14 protein-coding genes and 1 pseudogene are annotated in these 18,200 nt (G+C 63.0%); 6 read left to right on the top strand and 9 right to left on the bottom strand.

The genetic code is table 11. The annotated features are described in order from the left end of the window. Window positions 1-453 precede the first annotated feature (453 nt). Window positions 454-1,038 carry a DUF1349 domain-containing protein gene (locus tag IVA96_RS26445; protein WP_247276975.1) on the top strand — a complete coding sequence of 195 codons (585 nt, stop codon included), beginning with the start codon at window positions 454-456 and terminating at the stop codon, window positions 1,036-1,038. A 73-nt stretch (window positions 1,039-1,111) separates the two neighbouring features. On the opposite strand, the gene IVA96_RS26450 is transcribed toward IVA96_RS26445, so the two are convergent. Next, window positions 1,112-1,714: a TetR/AcrR family transcriptional regulator gene (locus tag IVA96_RS26450; RefSeq protein ID WP_247420201.1), complete on the bottom strand. Its 603-nt coding sequence runs from the start codon at window positions 1,712-1,714 to the stop codon at window positions 1,112-1,114. Window positions 1,715-1,913: 199 nt separating this feature from the next. On the opposite strand from IVA96_RS26450, the gene IVA96_RS26455 reads away from it, so the two are divergent. Both IVA96_RS26455 and IVA96_RS26460 read left to right on the top strand, forming a co-directional pair. Then, complete coding sequence (locus IVA96_RS26455) at window positions 1,914-3,158, top strand: efflux RND transporter periplasmic adaptor subunit (RefSeq protein ID WP_247420204.1); 1,245 nt, start codon at window positions 1,914-1,916, stop codon at window positions 3,156-3,158. A gap of 184 nt (window positions 3,159-3,342) precedes the next feature. Next, on the top strand, window positions 3,343-6,531 hold the full coding sequence (locus tag IVA96_RS26460) for a multidrug efflux RND transporter permease subunit (protein ID WP_247420207.1): 3,189 nt from the start codon (window positions 3,343-3,345) through the stop codon (window positions 6,529-6,531). A 247-nt stretch (window positions 6,532-6,778) separates the two neighbouring features. Here the strand turns inward: IVA96_RS26460 and IVA96_RS35915 are convergent. From IVA96_RS35915 to IVA96_RS26490, 6 genes and pseudogenes are all read right to left on the bottom strand, one after another. Continuing rightward, a pseudogene (locus IVA96_RS35915) lies at window positions 6,779-7,274 on the bottom strand (hypothetical protein). Window positions 7,275-7,374: 100 nt separating this feature from the next. Continuing rightward, entirely contained in the window at window positions 7,375-7,821 is a 447-nt protein-coding gene (locus IVA96_RS26470; RefSeq protein ID WP_247420213.1) for a MaoC family dehydratase, read from the bottom strand. A 436-nt stretch (window positions 7,822-8,257) separates the two neighbouring features. Continuing rightward, window positions 8,258-8,680, bottom strand: a complete 423-nt coding sequence (locus tag IVA96_RS26475) for a hypothetical protein (protein ID WP_247276882.1) — start codon at window positions 8,678-8,680, stop codon at window positions 8,258-8,260. Window positions 8,681-8,692: 12 nt separating this feature from the next. Continuing rightward, window positions 8,693-8,914, bottom strand: coding sequence for a hypothetical protein (locus IVA96_RS26480; RefSeq protein WP_091888574.1), 222 nt, complete (start codon window positions 8,912-8,914; stop codon window positions 8,693-8,695). 110 nt (window positions 8,915-9,024) lie between these two features. Beyond that, window positions 9,025-9,843, bottom strand: a complete 819-nt coding sequence (locus IVA96_RS26485; RefSeq protein ID WP_247276881.1) for a lytic murein transglycosylase — start codon at window positions 9,841-9,843, stop codon at window positions 9,025-9,027. 40 nt (window positions 9,844-9,883) lie between these two features. After that, window positions 9,884-11,737 carry an NAD(P)/FAD-dependent oxidoreductase gene (locus IVA96_RS26490; protein ID WP_247420217.1) on the bottom strand — a complete coding sequence of 618 codons (1,854 nt, stop codon included), beginning with the start codon at window positions 11,735-11,737 and terminating at the stop codon, window positions 9,884-9,886. A gap of 175 nt (window positions 11,738-11,912) precedes the next feature. Here IVA96_RS26490 and IVA96_RS26495 point away from each other — a divergent pair, with 175 nt between their 5' ends. From IVA96_RS26495 to IVA96_RS35660, 3 genes are all read left to right on the top strand, one after another. Beyond that, the gene (locus IVA96_RS26495; protein WP_247276879.1) at window positions 11,913-13,538 is read left to right on the top strand and encodes a long-chain fatty acid--CoA ligase; all 1,626 of its coding nucleotides are present in this window, start codon (window positions 11,913-11,915) and stop codon (window positions 13,536-13,538) included. A 105-nt stretch (window positions 13,539-13,643) separates the two neighbouring features. Further along, complete coding sequence (locus tag IVA96_RS26500; RefSeq protein WP_247276878.1) at window positions 13,644-14,762, top strand: glycoside hydrolase family 172 protein; 1,119 nt, start codon at window positions 13,644-13,646, stop codon at window positions 14,760-14,762. 34 nt (window positions 14,763-14,796) lie between these two features. Beyond that, window positions 14,797-14,928: a hypothetical protein gene (locus IVA96_RS35660; RefSeq protein ID WP_256464572.1), complete on the top strand. Its 132-nt coding sequence runs from the start codon at window positions 14,797-14,799 to the stop codon at window positions 14,926-14,928. Window positions 14,929-15,698: 770 nt separating this feature from the next. Here IVA96_RS35660 and IVA96_RS26505 read toward each other — a convergent pair. Both IVA96_RS26505 and IVA96_RS26510 read right to left on the bottom strand, forming a co-directional pair. Then, complete coding sequence (locus tag IVA96_RS26505) at window positions 15,699-16,607, bottom strand: amino acid ABC transporter substrate-binding protein (RefSeq protein ID WP_247276877.1); 909 nt, start codon at window positions 16,605-16,607, stop codon at window positions 15,699-15,701. A gap of 145 nt (window positions 16,608-16,752) precedes the next feature. Next, window positions 16,753-18,192, bottom strand: coding sequence for an amidohydrolase family protein (locus IVA96_RS26510; RefSeq protein WP_247420221.1), 1,440 nt, complete (start codon window positions 18,190-18,192; stop codon window positions 16,753-16,755). Between the last annotated feature and the right edge of the window lie 8 nt (window positions 18,193-18,200).

Below are 18,200 nucleotides of genomic sequence, written 5' to 3' on the forward strand. Positions count from 1 at the left end.
CGCAACGAGAGGCGACGATACAGGTTGCGGATCTTGACGCACGGAGCGTGCCAGAACTGTGTGTAAAAACCCTTAGGAGTTACCGTATCCATGCGGAGACTTGACCGCTGATGCCGTGGCCGGAGGGCTCAGAACAAAAAACGCGAAAACAACCCCATGCACAGTACAAATCATTGATGAATTTCAGGCCGAAGCGTTCAGCCAGGCCATTTGACTCGTCGGGCAAAACAGGCGCAGACTTGCATGATCGCCGATCGTGAAATCCGACATCGCGCCGACGCCGTTAACGTTTCGGAAGGCATCGCCGCTTCGAACGCGCGCGCTTCGACATCAGGTCAATTGTCGAAGACGCGAGGCAGCGCATTTAATCCGCGCTCGATCTCGGTTTGCACAACGCCACGCTTGTCCGGCAGATGGATTGAGTCCGGCAGGCGTCGGCAATCGAGGTTAGAGATGACTCTCCGCAGAACCGACGGTGTGTGGCTGAATGAACCGGAACGATGGACGGCTGAGGGCGAGAGCCTAAAGATCATCACTGACAAAGGCACCGACTTCTGGCGCGAGACCCACTATGGCTTTAATCGCGACAGCGGGCATTTCCTGGGCTTTCCAACCGGCGAAGCATTCACCGCCAGTTTACGCGTTCAGGGCGACTTCCAGGCGCTCTACGATCAGGCGGGCATCATGGTGCGCGTCGACGCGGAGCATTGGGTCAAGGCCGGGATCGAACTCTCGGACGACCGCGCCATGCTCGCGAGCGTGTTAACCAACGAGCGATCGGACTGGGCCACGGCATCCTATGAGCATGATGCTGGCGATTTTTGGGTGCGCGCGACCGTCGCCAACGGCGTCCTTCGTTTGCAAGTTTCGGCCGACGGCAAGTACTGGCCTCTGATGCGGCTAGCACCGTTTCCGGCAGCGAGCTCCTATCTTGTGGGGCCCATGGCCTGCACACCGGAACGGGCAGGGCTAGAAGTCGTATTCTCGACGTTTCATCTGACACCGCCGCTTGGAAAGGACCTACACGACCTGAGCTAAGTGGCCGTTCTGCAATCTCGCTCGCTGTCGCGCGGACAGATCGACGTTCACCACAGAGCCGTCCCGCTCGCCTCTACTCTCGCTCCGACTGCGCCTCGACCGCCTGTACGGCGACACTTGCCACCTGCCGCAGCGCCTCGCGTTCCGCGCCCGAGGACGCCATCACGCCCATGCCGACCGCGACGGCGGAGACGTAGCGCGCGAGCGCGGCGGGATCGGCGCTTTCCTTCAGATCACCTTCGGCTTTGGCGCGAACAAAGCGGTCGTGGAGCTGGTCTTCGTTCTGGGCGCGGCGGGCGGCGAGCTCGAACGGGACGTTCTCGGAGCCCGTACCGCAGGCGATGCCGCCTTGCACCAGCAGGCAGCCGGGCGGATTCGCCGGATCGGTCTGCTTGTCGGCGATGCCCATCAGCATCCGCTCGGCGACGGCGCGGGCGGTGGGTGCCGCGACCACCTCGTCCATCCAGACGGCGCGCAATTTGGTGTAGCGGTCGAGCGCGGCCTTCAGCAGGCCTTCCTTGTTGCCGAAGCAGGCGTAGAGACTCGGCGGATTGATGCCCATGGCCTCGGTGAGCTGGGCAATGGTCGCGCCCTCATAACCATGGCGCCAAAACACTTCCATCGCCTGATCCAACGCCGTCTCGGCGTCGAATTCGCGGGGGCGTCCCATGCCCATGTGCCTGTCTCCTCGGAATTGGCGCCCTGTAGTGACCTAACGCCTGATCTTAGCTAGTTGTTCTGGCTTTCTTTTTCTTGTGTCTTCCAATCGTCGCGGTATCGACGTACAATTTTCTTCGTGAATGATACATAAGTATCTTGCACTGCGGCATCCAGCTCCACATCTGTAGTGAACACTACATATCTGGAGCGCGCAAATGCACCCCTCCCAAAATACCGCCCGCACCGGCCGTTTCCGCCGCCTCCTCGGTGGCGTCGCCATCGTAGGCGCCCTCGCCGCCGCCGGCTCGATCGCGACCGGCCGCTACTTTCACGCGGCGCAAGCGACCGCACCGGCGGCCGCAGCCGAACAAGCCGTTTCCGTCACCGTCGCGATGATCGAGCCGCGGCAAACTGTGCTGTGGGACGATTTCTCCGGCCGGCTGGAGGCCATCCACCGAGTCGAGCTGCGCCCCCGCGTCGCGGGGGCGATCCTGTCGACCAATTTCACGGAAGGTGCGTTGGTGAAGGCCGGCGACGTGCTGTTCAAGATTGATCCGGCGCCTTACGCGGCGGAGGTCGACAAGGCCAACGCCCAGCTCGAAGCCGCCAAGGCGCGCGTTGTCTTTACCCAGAGCGAGCTCGAGCGCGGCGCGCAGCTGGTCGGCAACGCCGTGGTGACGCGGCGCGACTACGACCAGCGCGAGAATGCCAGTCGTGAAGCGATTGCCAACGTGAAGGCGGCCGAGGCAACGCTGCAGACCGCAAAGCTCAATCTCGGCTACACCGAGGTGCGCGCGCCTGTGGACGGCCGCGTCGGCAAGATCGAGGTCACGGTCGGCAATCTCGTCGCCGCCGGCACCGCCTCTCCCGTGCTGACCTCGCTGGTCTCGGTCAATCCGATCTACGCCTCGTTCGACGCGGACGAAGAGGTGGTGCTGCGCGCGCTGAATTCCATTGCAGACGGCTCCGGCCAACGCGGCAAGCTCGACCAGATCCCGGTGGAGATGACGACCTCCGGCGGCCTCTCGGCGAAGGGCCACATCCAGCTGATCGACAACCAGGTCAACGGTCAGAGCGGCACCATCCGCGTCCGCGCGGTTTTCCCCAACGAGGACGGCCGTCTCATCCCCGGCCAGTTCGCCCGAGTGCGCATGGGGCAACCGAAGCAGCAGACGCTGGTCATGATCGACGAGCGCGCGATCGGCACCGACCAGGACAAGAAGTTCGTGATGGCGGTCGGTGACGACAGCCGCGCGGTCTACCGGCCGGTCACGCTCGGCGGCGCCGTCGATGGGCTCCGCGTCGTCACCTCGGGCCTGAAGCCCGGCGACCGCGTCGTCGTCAATGGCTTGCAGCGCGTGCGTCCCGGCGCCCTGCTCAAGACGGAGGTGGCAGCGATGGGCGCGCGAGGGCCGCAGCAGGCATCCAACCACAGCAACCAGGACGTGGTGCAACGCTAGTGTCTGTCATTCCGGGGTGCGCGTAGCACGAACTACGGTGCGCACGCGCGCACCTGAGAATCTCGACATTTTGAAACTCCGACCATCTCACCTTCAGATTCCGGGATCGCGGGCTTCGCTCGCGCCCCGGAATGACGGCGGAGGGGGTCGGAGACGCGGGAAGACATTGCCCAGGGGCAAAGCCATGAATCTTTCAAAATTCTTCATCGATCGTCCTATTTTTGCCGGCGTGCTGTCGGTCCTGATCTTCCTTGCCGGCCTGATCTCGCTGTTCGCGATGCCGATCTCGGAATATCCCGATGTCGTGCCCCCGTCCGTCGTGGTACGCGCGACCTATCCCGGCGCCAACCCCAAGGTGATCGCGGAGACGGTGGCGACGCCGATCGAGGAGCAGATCAACGGCGTCGAGAACATGCTCTACATGTCGAGCCAGGCGACCACTGACGGCGCGATGACGCTGACGGTGACGTTCCGCCTCGGCACCGACCCCGACAAGGCAACGCAGCTGGTGCAGAACCGCGTGCAGCAGGCCGAACCGCGCCTGCCCGCCGTCGTGCGCCAGCTCGGCATCATCACCAAGAAATCGTCGCCCGACCTCACCATGGTCGTGCACCTGCTGTCGCCGAACGGCCGCTACGACATGACGTATTTGCGCAACTACGCGGTGCTCAACGTCAAGGACCGGCTCGCGCGGATTGACGGCGTTGGCGACGTGCAGCTCTATGGTGCCGGCGATTATTCGATGCGGGTCTGGGTCGATCCGCAGAAGGCCGCCGAGCATGGCCTGACTGCGAGCGACATCGTGAGGGCGATCCAGGCGCAGAACGTCGAAGCCGCCGCCGGCGTCGTCGGCTCCTCCCCGAACGTCAAGGGCATCGATCTCCAGCTCTCCGTCAATGCCGAAGGGCGGCTCGCGAACGAAGAACAGTTCGGCGACATCGTGGTCAAGACTGGCGCGCGTGGTGAAGTGGTGCGCTTACGCGACGTCGCTCGCATCGAGCTTGGCGCGTCCGAATACGGGCTGCGCTCGCTGCTCGACAACAAGCAGGCGGTCGCGATCCCGATCTTCCAGGCGCCGGGCTCCAACGCGCTTGAGATCTCCGACCACGTCCGCGCCACCATGGCCGAGATCAAGAAGAACATGCCCGAGGGCGTGTCCTATCAGATCGTCTACGACCCGACCCAGTTCGTGCGCTCGTCGATCGAAGCGGTCATCCACACGCTGCTGGAGGCCATTGCGCTGGTGGTGCTGGTCGTGATCCTGTTCCTCCAGACTTGGCGCGCCTCGATCATCCCGCTTCTGGCCGTGCCGGTGTCGATCGTCGGCACATTCGCAGTGATGCATGTGTTCGGCTTCTCCATCAACGCGCTCAGCCTGTTTGGCCTGGTGCTCGCGATCGGCATCGTCGTCGACGACGCCATCGTCGTGGTCGAGAACGTCGAGCGCAATATCGAGGCGGGGCTATCGCCGCGCGATGCCACCTATCAGGCGATGCGTGAGGTCTCCGGCCCGATCATCGCGATCGCGCTGGTGCTGGTCGCGGTGTTCGTGCCGCTCGCCTTCATCTCCGGCCTGACCGGGCAGTTCTACAAGCAGTTCGCGTTGACGATCGCGATCTCGACCGTGATCTCCGCGGTCAACTCGCTGACACTGTCCCCGGCCTTGTCGGCGCTGCTGCTGAAAGGCCATAACGAACCGAAAGACAAGCTGACGCTGATCCTCGAAAAGACGCTCGGCTGGTTCTTCCGCGGCTTCAACAAGGGTTTTACGCGCTCCTCGGAGAATTACAGCGGCAGCGTCACCAGAGTGATCTCGGGCAAGGCCGCGGTGATGGGCCTCTACGTGGTCCTGGTCGGCCTCACCGCCCTCTTGTTTCAGCAGGTGCCGAGCGGCTTCGTGCCGGGCCAGGACAAGCAATATCTGGTTGGCTTCGCCCGCCTGCCCGATGGTGCCACCCTCGACCGCACCGAAGAGGTGATCCGCAAGATGAGTGACATCGCGCTGACCCAGCCCGGTGTCGAGAGCTCGGTCGCCTTCCCGGGCCTGTCGATCTCCGGCTTCACCAACTCTTCCAATGCCGGCATCGTGTTCTCGACCCTCAAGCCGTTCGACGAGCGCAAGGACCCTTCGCTCAGCGGCCCCGCCATCGCGGCCGATCTGAACAAGAAATATGCGGGGATTCAGGAAGCCTTTATCGCCATGTTCCCGCCGCCGCCGGTCAATGGTCTCGGCACCATCGGCGGCTTCAAGCTCCAGATCGAGGACCGTGCCGGTCTCGGCTATGAGGCGCTGAACGAGGCGACCAAGGCGTTCATGGCGGCGATGCAGAAGGCCCCGGAGATCGCCGGCGTGTTCTCGAGCTTCCAGGTCAACGTGCCCCAGCTGTTCGCCGACATCGACCGCACCAAGGCGCTCCAATTGGGCGTGCCCGTGACGGAGGTGTTCAACACGCTTCAGATTTACCTCGGTTCCTACTACGTCAATGACTTCAACAAGTTCGGCCGCACTTATTCCGTCCGCGTGCAGGCTGACGCGCCGTTCCGCGCTCGCGCCGACGACATCAGGCAGTTGAAGGTGCGCTCGTCCTCGGGCGACATGGTGCCGTTGTCGGCGCTGCTCACGATCCGCCAGAGCGCGGGGCCGGAGCGCGCGATCCGCTACAACGGCTTCCTGTCCTCCGACATCAATGCGGCCGCCGCTCCCGGCTTCTCCTCCGGCCAGGCGCAGGAGGCGGCGACGCGGATCGCCGCGGAAGTGCTGCCGCCGGGCTTTGCCTTCGAATGGACCGATCTGACTTATCAGGAGTTCATCGCCGGCAATTCCGGCGTCTGGGTGTTTCCGCTGGCCATTCTGCTCGTGTTCCTGGTGCTGGCCGCACTCTATGAGAGCCTGACCTTGCCGCTCTCGATCATCATGATCGTGCCGATGGGCCTGCTGGCCGCGATGTTCGGGGTCTGGATTTCGAAGGGCGACAACAACGTCTTCACCCAGATCGGCCTGATCGTCCTCGTGGGCCTCTCGGCCAAGAACGCGATCCTGATCGTCGAATTCGCGCGCGAGCTCGAGTTCGCAGGCCGCACGCCGCTCCGCGCCGCGATCGAGGCGAGCCGGCTACGGCTGCGCCCGATCCTGATGACGTCGATGGCGTTCATCATGGGTGTGCTGCCACTGGTGCTCTCCACCGGCGCGGGCTCGGAGATGCGGCGCGCCATGGGCGTTGCCGTGTTCTCCGGCATGATCGGCGTCACCGTGTTCGGCCTGTTCCTGACGCCGGTGTTCTATGTGCTGCTACGCACCGTCACCGGCATGAAGCCGCTGACGCATCACGGCAGCGACACCAGCGCGGCACCGGTTCAGGGTTTGGGGCACTAGATCAAGGAAATCCCCGATACCAGCAACAGAACGAGCACGGTCTTGCGAAAGACCGTCTCGTTGACGCGGTGGACGCGATCACACCGAGCCCAGATCCCGCGAACCAGGCCGGCAGGCTGATCGCCAAGTCGACGAAGACCTTCGCCGACCGAATATTGCGCCGGAGCGCCCACAAATGGGTGGCCTGCACGCCGATGCTGCACGCCATCATCAGCAGGCTCGCCGGCTCTTTGCCGGTATCAGGTCTCTACTTCCTGTTCTCCTCGCAGAACTTCAACGCCGCCAGCGCTTCGCCGGCCCGCGGGATCTGCATCTCGATGCTGTCATCCTCATCGTCCTCGAAATCGAGCGCGGGACGCTTGGCCTTCGACAGCCGGTCCATGATCGACTGATCGTATTCGAAGATGCCGCGCACGGTGGTCTTGTCCATGACCTCCCACTTCGCCTTCTTCATGATGTCGGCGTCATCGGTGCCGACGTCGGCCCGGAGGATCTCGCCGATTTTGTCCCATTCCCAGCCGTCGTAGATCATGACGATCACGAGCCTTGTCGGAATAGGTGATCACGATGACGTAGTCGCGGTCCTCGTCGTCCTTATCCTTGTAGCCCCGGCTCGCGTTGCAATGGGTATCCTGCGTACGCTTCTCGATGGTCCAGTCGCCCGCCCTGGATTGTTGCGCGGGCGCCGCGCCGGTGCTCAAGGCACCCGCGAGCAAGCTAGTTGCGAAAAGGAACCGTTTCATCTCTGCCTCCAGCTCTTCCCCGGGGCCGAGGTGACCACCTCTGCCGGCCGCCCGGAAGCATCTCCGGCGCGGCGTGAGGTCAATGGTGACGCCGGCGGCCTCAGCTCCGCCGCGGCACGATCGCGATCGGGGTGAAGGTGTAAACCTCCTCATCGTTCTGATTGAACATCGTCCACTTCACCAACGCGATGCCCTGCGGCTTCGACTTCGAAGGCGTCAGGTTCATGACCTCCCCGACCAGATGGAGGCGGTCATTGGGCCGCACCGGAATCGTCCAGCGCAGGCCATCGACGCCCGCGCCGATGAGCGGATGCGGACCAAAAGGTCGGGTCTGGATCGCAAGATTCATGGCAATTGCGGCGGTGTGCCATCCCGAGGCAGCGAGCCCCCTGAACAGGGTCTCCTTGGCGGCCTCGTGGTCGAGATGCATCGGCTGCGGATCAAATTCGGCAGCGAACCGCTTGATGTCGGCCTCGGTGACCTCGACCTCCGGTGATCTGAACCGCATTCCGACCGAGAGATCGTCGAACCATTCGACCTGCGCCATGATTTTGCCTCGCAATCTGATGCACCGCCTGCGAAGTCACGGTTCAAAGGCTTGAGCAATAGCGGGACCGCAGCGCACAAACCGGCCCCGGGGGTTCCCGGCGAAACCCCTTTCCCGATGCGACGAAACATGCCTGAAACAGATGGCCGGTTAAGTGGTTGTCAAAATAAATACAGGGACGGCCACCATGCAATTCCTCTTCGACCTGATCTACGAATATTCATGCTGCCAGAATCTCGTCGCCCAGCCGCTGGGGGAGGACGTGCTATGATCGAGCTGATCTCTGCCCTGCTTGCCCTTTGCAGTGTTGGCGTCTTCGCTGCGCATGCGCTGGATGCCTACCGCACCACGCACTCCTGACCGACATCGTCAAGCTTACTTCACCTCGCCGCGTTGGGGAGAGGTGAGCATCAGGCGCATCCATGTCCTTCCGGCGCTAGAATGGGCGCCGGTAGAAGTGCTCCGAATGCGTTGCCGGCGGAAACCGATTGGCGAGCGCAAGCGCTCCCCTTTCGTCGGTCTCAAGGGCGATCTTCTGCGCCAGCATCACGTCGCCGGGGACGAGGAAGCCTGACGGGACGAAGCACCACCCCATGGTCGCTCGGCCTTCACCGTCGATTTCGTGGACGTTGGCGGCAGTGCCGTAATGAATGCGATAGGTCTTGCCGGTGTCGCAGCCGACGACGTCGAAATACCGGTGCTCCTCGAATTGCGCGCATTGTGCGGGCGATAGCCATTCGGAGAGCAGCCGGCGGCCACGGGCATCCGGCGTGTTCTCGCCGAAGAAGCGCCGATAGAGTTCACGCAGCGCATGCAGACGCGCACGCGCCGGCGCGCGGAGCCAAACTGCCGCAATCATGAGCAGCTCAGATCAACCGCCAACCAGGCGCGGATAGAATAGCGTTTCTTCCGCGGTCGGGTCGAACGATCTGATACGGGTGACCTCGCCGGGCCCGGTTCGCAGCGCCGCAGTGAAGCCGGCTCCGGTCAGCTCCCGAAAGCGCCGTTCGGCTCGCGCCAGCGCTTCGGCATTGCCAGGATCAAACTCGTGGCGTGTATCGCCGGTCTGGTCCATCACGATCTGGGTTGCCATATTGAGTCTCCTCATGCCCACCCCTGAACCTGATCAAAGCAAACCTCGTGCCCTCAGTTCCTGATGGCAACAACTTTCTCGCATCGACGCATCACGCCTTGCTGAACGGCTTAGCGCAATGCTGCCGCCCCTCCTCCCTCATCGATCTGCCGGCCCATCAGCGCGATCGCTTTCTGATAGACGCCGGCAGCATTCCAAGCCTCGATGGCGGCGAAGTTCGGCTCGCCCGGCTGGTAACCGGCTCCTGCGCGCCAACCATGGGCTTTGAGGAAATTCGCCGTCGAATTCAGTGCGTTGGCAGCCACCTCGAGATTGCCGGTGCCATAGGCCAGGATGTTCTTGGGCATGAACTGGGTCTGGCCGACCTCGCCATGCATGGAGCCCCGGGTCGATCCCGAAAGCGTGCCGCGGTCGATCAGCTTCAAGGCGGCATACAGCTGGTCGGTGAAGAATTCGGGACGGCGGCAGTCGTAGGCGAGGGTCGCGATCGACGACAGCATGTTCTGGTTGCCGCGCTGGCTGCCGAAACCGGTCTCCATGCCCCAGATCGCGATCAGCGGCCCGGGCGGCACCCCGTAGCGCTGCTGGATCGAGGCGAACAAGGCGGCCTGCGACTGCTTGAGCTGCCTGCCTTTGGCAACGATGGTGGCGGCGCCGCGCTTGGCAAGGAACTGGTCGAGCGTCAGGGAAAAGCTGCGCTGGCCGCGATCGGCGGCGATGGTGGCGCTGGCATAATTGGTCTGCATTAAGGCCGAAAGCGCGGTGGGGCCAATGCCTTTGCCCTGCGCCTCCTGACTGAACTCGCGCTTCCAGGCCTCGAAGCCCGCCGGCGAGCTGCCGCATTGCGCAGCCTCGACCGTAGGTGCCAGGCAACCAAGCAGCACCATCGCGCCAAAAGCCGCCCCCGCAACAGCCCTGCCCCTGATCATATCCACTATCTCCCGTCCTGTACCGATCTGCGGCGCAATCTTACCCGCTCGGAGGCGCCGACTCCATGGCGCGATCATAGGACAAGTCCAGCCCGGCCAGATTACCCTCCTTCCGCCATGTGTCGAGCAGCCGCAGGAATGCCACCGGCCCGCGCCAATATTGGCTGTTTCTTGCCGCGATCGGATCGAACACGCCTTCATTATTGTAGTAGCCGGGCGTGCATTCGGCGAGATAGGTCTGCCGGCCGAGCGCGGCCTTGACGACTTCGTCGACCCAGGCCTTCTCGGCGGCGAGCGTCGGCTCCAGGGTTCGCGCCTTGCGCCTGCGCACTTCTGCGATCACATAGGCAATGTGCTGCGACTGCTCGTCGATGATGTGCGGAAAATTGGCGCTCTGACCGGCCTGCACCGTGACGATCAGGAAACAATTCGGGAAGCCGCGGCTATAGAAGCCGTGCAGCGTCTTGACGCCGTCGCGCCAGCGCTCGGACAGGCTGACGCCATCGCGGCCATAGACCTCAAAACCCATGCGGCGGGCGTAATCAGTGCCGACTTCGAAGCCGCTGGCATAGATCAGGCAATCGAGCTCGTAGGCCTTACCGTCGACCACGACCGCATTCTCGGTGATGCACTCGACGCCCTGCCCTTTGGTGTCGACGAGATGCACGTTGGGACGGTTGAAGGTGTCGAGATATTCGTCGTGGAAGCACGGCCGCTTGCAGAATGCCTTGTACCAGGGTTTGAGCGCCGCCGCGGCCGCCTCATCCTGCACGATCGTATCGACGCGGGCGCGGATCTCCTCCATCTTGCGGTAGTCGGCCTGCTCGATCACCCTGAGTGCCTCTTCCAGCGAGGTCACCGGCTGGGGCTGGCGGCGCGGCGCCAGCAGGATCTCGCCGAGCAGCCCGGTCCAACCGTCCTGGACCAGATCCCGTTCGACCGGTTCGCCGGAGATGACCGCGGTGAAATTGTCCATGCGCTCGCGCTGCCAGCCGGGCTTGAGGCTTTGCGCCCAGGCTTGATCCGTCGGACGGTCGTCGCGAACGCCGATAGCGGACGGTGTGCGCTGGAAAACGTAAAGCGCCTTTGCCGAGCGCCCGAGATGCGGCACGCATTGCACGGCGGTTGCGCCGGTGCCGATGATCCCGACGCGCTTGTCAGCGAGGCCGGTGAGATCGCCCTCTGCAGTGCCGCCAGTATACGCGTAGTCCCAGCGGCTGGTGTGAAAGCTGTGGCCTTTGAACGTCTCGATGCCGGGAATGCCGGGCAGCTTCGGCCGGCTCAGCGGACCGCCGGCGAGAATGACGAAGCGCGCGCAGATGCGATCGCCACGATCAGTCTCGACCAGCCAGCGCGCCTCCTGCTCCTGCCATTCCATCCGTGAGATGATCGTCTGAAACAGCGCACGCGCGTAGAGATCAAAATGACGACCGATGCGGCGGGAGTGCTCGTAGATCTCCGGAGCGCGCGCGTATTTGCGCACCGGCATGTAGCCGGTCTCCTCCAGGAGCGGCAGGTAGATGTAGCTTTCGGTATCGCAAGCAGCTCCGGGGTAGCGATTCCAGTACCAGGTGCCGCCGAAATCGGCGGCCTTTTCCACGATCCGGAAATCGTCAACGCCGGCCTCGCGAAGGCGCGCACCGCACAAGAGGCCGCCGAAGCCGCCACCGACGACGAGAACTTCGGTCGCTTCGCTGACAGGTGCGCGTGTGAGGCAGGGATCGGCCCAGGGATCGTCGAGATAGCGAGCGAAATCGCCGGTCACCTCGACATATTGTGCCTTGCCTTCGCTGCGCAAACGGCGGTCGCGCTCGTCGCGATAGCGCGCACGGAGGGCGGAGATATCGACGCTAGATTCCTTCGCCGCACCGGTCTTGTGTTTTTCCGCTGACATTCGTCTCCTCCACGGCAAACACCACTTCGCCGGCCGTTCGCTTGAAGTTAGCCCTGAAAAAGTGCGGCATGCAATCACGCGCCTTCTTTTTTGCGTGAACGTCGCGCGGCGTTCCGTTAACCTCGCGCGCAATCACAAGCGTAGGCCATGCAACGACGTGGCTGTGGAGGAGACCATGCAGGGGTTGATGATGGACATGCCGCTCCTGATCAGCGGCCTGATCCAGTATGCCGCCGACTACCACGGCGAGGCCGAGATCGTCGCGCGCGAGATCGAAGGCGACATCCATCGTTACACCTATGCTGATGCCCATCCGCGCATCAAGCGCATGGCGCTGGGCTTGAAGCGGCTCGGCATGAAGAAGGGCGACCGCGTCGGCACGCTGGCCTGGAACACGCACCGCCATTTCGAGATGTTCTATGCCGCTCCGGGCATGGGCTATGTGCTGCACACCGTCAACCCGCGGCTGTTTCCGGAACAGCTCGTTTACATCATCAATCACGCCGAAGACCGCCTGCTGTTCATCGACCGTGCCACGCTGCCGATCGTCGAGGCGATCGCGCCGCAACTATCGACGATCGAGGCCTACGTCGTGATGTCCTCGCGCGAACGGATGCCGGAGACGAAGCTGCCGAACCTCCGTTGCTATGAAGAGCTTCTGGACAAGGAGAACGAAGCCAGCTTCGCCTGGCCCGAGTTCGACGAAAAGTCCGCCTCCACCATCTGCTACACGTCGGGCACGACCGGTAATCCCAAGGGCGTGATCTATTCGCACCGCGCCGCGATCTTGCAGACCATGACCTGCTGCAGTTTCGACTTCCTGCCGGGCCATGTCGAAGGCGTGCGCGAGGTGATGATGCCGATGGCGCCGCTGTTTCACGGCAACGGCTGGAACATGCCGTTCACCGCGCCCTATACCGGCTCCAAGCTGGTGCTGCCCGGCCGCAATTACGAGCCCGACAAGCTCTATGAGTTGCTCGAAGGCGAGAAGGTGACGCTGTCGGCGGGCGTGCCGAGCTTCTGGCTGATCCTGCTCGACTGGCTCGGGCGCACCGGCAACAAATTCTCGACGCTGCGCGCAACGTTATCGTCGGGTTCGGCGCCGCCGCGCGCGATGGTCGAGAAGCTCAAGCGCGACTACAATATCGACTACGTCCAGGCCTGGGGCATGACCGAGGCCTTGGGCTGCTCGATGCCGGGCCTGCGGCCGGGCTCGGAGCACCTCAGCGACAAGCAGAAGTTCGACCGGCGCCAGGTGTCCGGCCGCGCCTGCTTCGGCACCACCTTGCGCATCGTCGATGATGCCGGAAATGAATTGCCGCGCGACGGCAAGACTGTCGGCCATCTGCGCGCTCGCGGCCCCTGGGTCGCCTCCGGCTACATGAAGCTCGACGAAGGCCTCGACCGCGACGGCTGGCTGATCACTGGCGACATGGCGGTGATCGACAGTCAAGGCCACGTCACGTTGACCGATCGCTCCAAAGACGTGATCAAGTCCGGCGGCGAATGGATCTCCTCAATCCAGCTCGAGGACGTCGCCTTGTCTCATCCCGATGTGCTTCAGGCCGCCGTGGTGGCGATATCGCACGAGAAGTGGCAGGAGCGTCCCCTGCTCCTCGTCGTCCGCAAGAAGGGCGCGACCGTCGACGGCAAGGCCCTGCTCGACCACATGCGCCCCAAGATTGCGAGCTGGTGCCTGCCGGACGCGGTCGAATTTTTGGACGAATTCCCGATGACCGGCACCGGCAAGGTGCTCAAATCCGCGCTGCGCGAAAAGTTCAGGGAATACCGCGTCGCTTGAACCGATGGCCGATCAGGCCTGGGTTCATTCCGTGCGCGGTCTTCACCTTTTGGTTAATCCGCAGGCGATATATCCGGGTGTCGCTAACCCCTCATCGAGGATCCCATGGCGTTTTCCGGATTGGGCCTGCATCTCGGCAATCTCTCGCGGCTGTCGCATGCGCAGACGCGCTCAATCAGCCCCGAGAACTTTACCGGCGAGAAGGGTAAGGGCGGCATGTCCGTCGACGGCCCCGCTGCGCGTCAGGCCCGCGATCTCGGCCAGGGCTGGAAGGTCTCGCCCTACGTCGTCATCGAGCCCGGCGCGACCTTCACGCTGGCCGACATCGAAGGCCAGGGCGCAGTCCAGCAGATCTGGATGACGCTGGCGCGCGGACGCCTGCGTCACTCGATCCTGCGCGTATATTGGGATGATCAAACGCTGCCGAGCGTCGAATGCCCAGCCGGCGATTTCTTCGCCTGCGGATGGGAAGAGTTTGCGCAGGTGTCCTCGCTCGCTGTCTGCGTCAATCCCGGGCGCGCCTTCAACTGCTACTGGGAGATGCCGTTCCGCAGGCGCGCGCGCGTCACGCTGGAGAACCGCAGCGAGGAGCAGCTCACCGCCTACTACCAGATCAACTACACCCTGACCGACGTCCCCGAGGATTGCGCCTATTTCCATGCCCAGTTCAGGCGCACCAATCCGCTGCCGTACAAGGAAGTCTATACCATCCTCGACGGCATCAGCGGCGCCGGCCATTACGTCGGCACCTACATGGCCTGGGGCGTCAACAACAATGGCTGGTGGGGCGAAGGCGAGATCAAATTCTACATCGACGGCGACAGCGCATTCCCGACGATTTGCGGCACCGGCACTGAGGACTATTTCTGCGGCGCCTACAATTTCGATCCCTATGTCGCCCATTCCGGCCAAGGACCGGCGCAGCGATCGCGCTACCAGGAGTTCACGACGCCCTATGCCGGCCTGCCGCAGGTGATCCGCCCCGACGGTGTCTACAAGTCGCAACAGCGCTTCGGCCTATATCGCTGGCACATCCCCGATCCCGTGCGCTTCCGCTCCGACCTGCGCGTGACCATCCAGGCGCTCGGCTGGCTGCCGGGCGTCACGGAGGCGAAATACCTGCCATTGCAGGATGACATCGCCTCGGTCGCGTTCTGGTACCAGACGTTGCCGACCGCGCCTTTCCCCAAGCTTCCGGGGCCCGATTATCTCGAAATCGGCTGATCCAGCCGACGTCCACCGATCAAGGAGACGAAAGATGCTCTACCCGATGTCGCCAAAAGCCGTCGAGCTCAATCGCAAGCTCGAGAGCTTCATGGACCGGCACATCTATCCGAACGAGGAGCGCTTCTATCGCGAGGCCGAAGAACTTGGACCGTGGAAGGTCTAGCCGTCGAGGAGCTGAAGCCGCTGGCGCGCACCGAAGGTCTACGCATTGGGATCGCAGTCTAATCGACGCTTGGCGGTTCCTGGATGGATGCAGATGCGCGCTGCTTCGAAATTCCTTCGAGTATCGCTCCGAAGATTATAATCGGCAGATAGAATGCAAGCATGATCGTATTCCTCCCGCTGTGACAACCTTGACCTACAGGTCAAGTTCCTCGAATTGACACTCGTCGCTTGCATAGCAAGCGACCCGAACCGCCGCGAATATCAGGAACGCATCGCATCAATCGCATGAGCGATCAGAACGACTGCGCTCGCCGCAATGAGAAACGCAAACAACCAACTCACGTCCGCCTCCAATCCCGGAAGTGAACGCGCTCATCCATGCACAGTCAAAAGCGATCGGGCCTGGAACCGCTATTCAGCGGCTCGCTGATGCCTCGCAGCAACAAGTGCATCCGCTGTCGGCCCTATCGGCAGAATGCCAAAAGGAGCAACGTGCCGACGACGCAGGCTGCTAGGACTAAAAACCAAACGCCCATACAGCTTCTCCGACTCACATACGCCAATCAGGATTAGCCCTACCATTTGGCATTGAAACGCTTGTTGCTGGTTTTCCCCAAGCCAAGCGTGATCCATCTGCTCGCTGCGTTAGTCCAATACCTCCACCGTCGCGGAACGTCGCGATATATCAGCGCTCGCTGGCGAGCTGATCCTCAGCCAGGCGCACTGTCTTCACCTCTTCTTACGGGAGAGGTGAAAGCTGCCCTCGCCTCAGTTCACCACATAAACATCAGGATCGGCGCTCGAGCTCGGCCTTTTGAACGCGTTGCGCAAGGCCGGTGACATCGGAACGTTGTAGTTGAGTCCGTTCGGTGGCGTTGGCGATTGCAGCCATTTCTTGTAGAGCACCTCGATCTCGGGGCTTGCATAAAGCTCCGCGGTGGCGCGATCGGCGAGTGCCTTAAACGGCGCATCCTCCCGCCGCAGCATGATCCCGTAAGGCTCCGGCTTCGAGAACGCCTCCTCGCTGATCATGTAGAGCTGCGGCTCCTTCGAACGCGCAATCGCAACCGCGAGCTGCACGTCATCGAGTGCGTAGGCCTGGGCGCGGTCGGTCTCCAGCAGCAGGAAGGCCTCGGCCTGGTCCTTGGCCGGCATCACGTTGATGCCGAGATTGCGCTCGGTATTGACCTTGGCGAGCTGCGTCAGGTTGACCGATCCGGCCACTGCGGTGACGGCCTTGCCCTTGAGATCGTCGATGGTGTTGATCTTCGCGGCTTTCTTCGCCGCGAACCGCGTCGCGCTGAGGAAATGCGTGTTGGTGAAGGCGACCTGTTTCTGGCGATCGGCATTGTTGGTGGTCGCCGAACAATGCAGATCGAGCGTGCCGTTCACCATCAGCGGAATCCGATTCGACGACGTCACCGCGAGAGTGTCGATGGCGATGTCGGGCATGCCGAGCTCCCGTTTCGCGGCGTCGACGATCCTGAGACAGATATCCATGGCAAAGCCGACCGGCTTCTGGTTGCCGTCGAGATAGCTGAACGGGACCGAGGCCTCCTGATAGCCCAGCGTGATCTTCTTCGTCTCCTTGATCTTCTGGAGCGTGCCCGACAGGTCTTCGGCTGAAGCTGCGGCTGCAACACATGTGACGGCCAGGAGAATAGTCGGTAGACGCATCGGGGGCTCCTCAAGAGATCATCGCGCCGGCGCGCAATCATACAAGGTGATAGCCCAGAGCTGGAACGATCACCAGATCAGGTGCCGTCTACCAGCTATCGCGCTTTTCGATGTACCGCAGCGCCAGGAAAGCGTCATGCCCCCTTTACCCGCAGGTGAGCTGCTGCTCGAACCAGCCGGACAGTCGCTCCGACAACGGCAGCCACGTCCGCTGGAAGTTCGCGAACTTTCCGAGATTGGCGCGATACATGCCCCGCAGTTCGTCTTCGATCACCGGCAGATCGACGCCGGCGCAGGCGCCATCCCTCACGATCGTCCTGCCGGCGACGACGACCTCATTGACGAGCGACGCGTTGCCTCGTGCAAACAGCAGTACCATGGGATCGACGGGCATGATCTGGTCACGGTCGAGCCGGTCGAGATCAACCACGACGTAGTCGGCGGGATTGCCGGCGGCCAACTCGCCACTTCCGGGCGCACCGGTCGCGCGGCGGCCGTTGCGAATGGCGAGAGCAAACATCTCGGCCGCTGTCCAAGTCTGCTTGAACCCGAGGCCGCCATGAACCATCTGCACCAGCCGCATCTCACGTAGAATATCGTCATCCTCGTCCAGCGCCAGCCCGTCGACGCCGACCGCAATGGCGCAGCCGCATTTATGGGCGGCGGCAATCGGCGCGAGCCCCGAGCGCAGATGCATGTTCGAGCTGAAATTGGTGACAATGCGCGCGCCGGCCGCCGCGATCATCTCCAGCTCATCCGGCCGGGCGTAGATGCAATGCGCCAGCGTCAGCCGTTCCGAGAGAAAGCCAATGTCGCGCAGCCAGCTCACCATATCCGGGAAGTGCTGATCAACCCAGGCGCGCTGGTACACGGTTTCCAGGAGATGCATATGGATGCGACGGCCGGTCCGCGCCGAGCTTTCCGCCACCGCTTCCAGCAGCGGCTTCGAGCACCATTGCACGCCGGCGGGCCCGAGCTGGACGTCGACCATGGGGCCGGCGATGGCAGCGGCAATCGCGTCGGTCAGCTCGATATAGGCCCGCGGTGACATCGGTGCGCGGACGAAGATATCTTCGATGGTCTTGCGACCGTCCTTGGAGAGACCCGAGAGCACCGGTTCGGCATCGCCATAGACGATCGGGTTCTGGTCGCGCACCGCCATCGCAAAAGCAATGCGGATGCCGACGTCGGACGCCGCTCTTGCAATGGCCTTGGCTTCGTCCAGCAGGGGCATCATGCCGCTCGGACGGGTGTAATGCACCATCACGGCCGCGCAGCCCGCCTTGGCCGACCGAGCCAATGCGGACGCCGCGGCCAAATATGGGTCGACCGGCGTGCCGAGTGCAGTCCGCAGGATCCAGCTTTCCAGAGGCATGCCGACGGCGCCGAAGGATGACGCAGTGGCGCGGGCGTGGTCGTGGGCGTTGACGAAGGCGGGAATGACGAAGGAGCGCCGGCCCCTGGCGGTCCCCGCTCCTTCCGAGACATCCGTGATCGTCCCACCGTCGTGCCGGAGCACGACATTGTCGCCAACGCCGCGGTCAGGACCACGGAACAGGCTGGACGCCGAGATTTCCGCGGCCATCACCGTCT

Origin of the sequence: Bradyrhizobium sp. 159 (assembly GCF_023073795.1) — a bacterium.
Classification (GTDB): domain Bacteria; phylum Pseudomonadota; class Alphaproteobacteria; order Rhizobiales; family Xanthobacteraceae; genus Bradyrhizobium.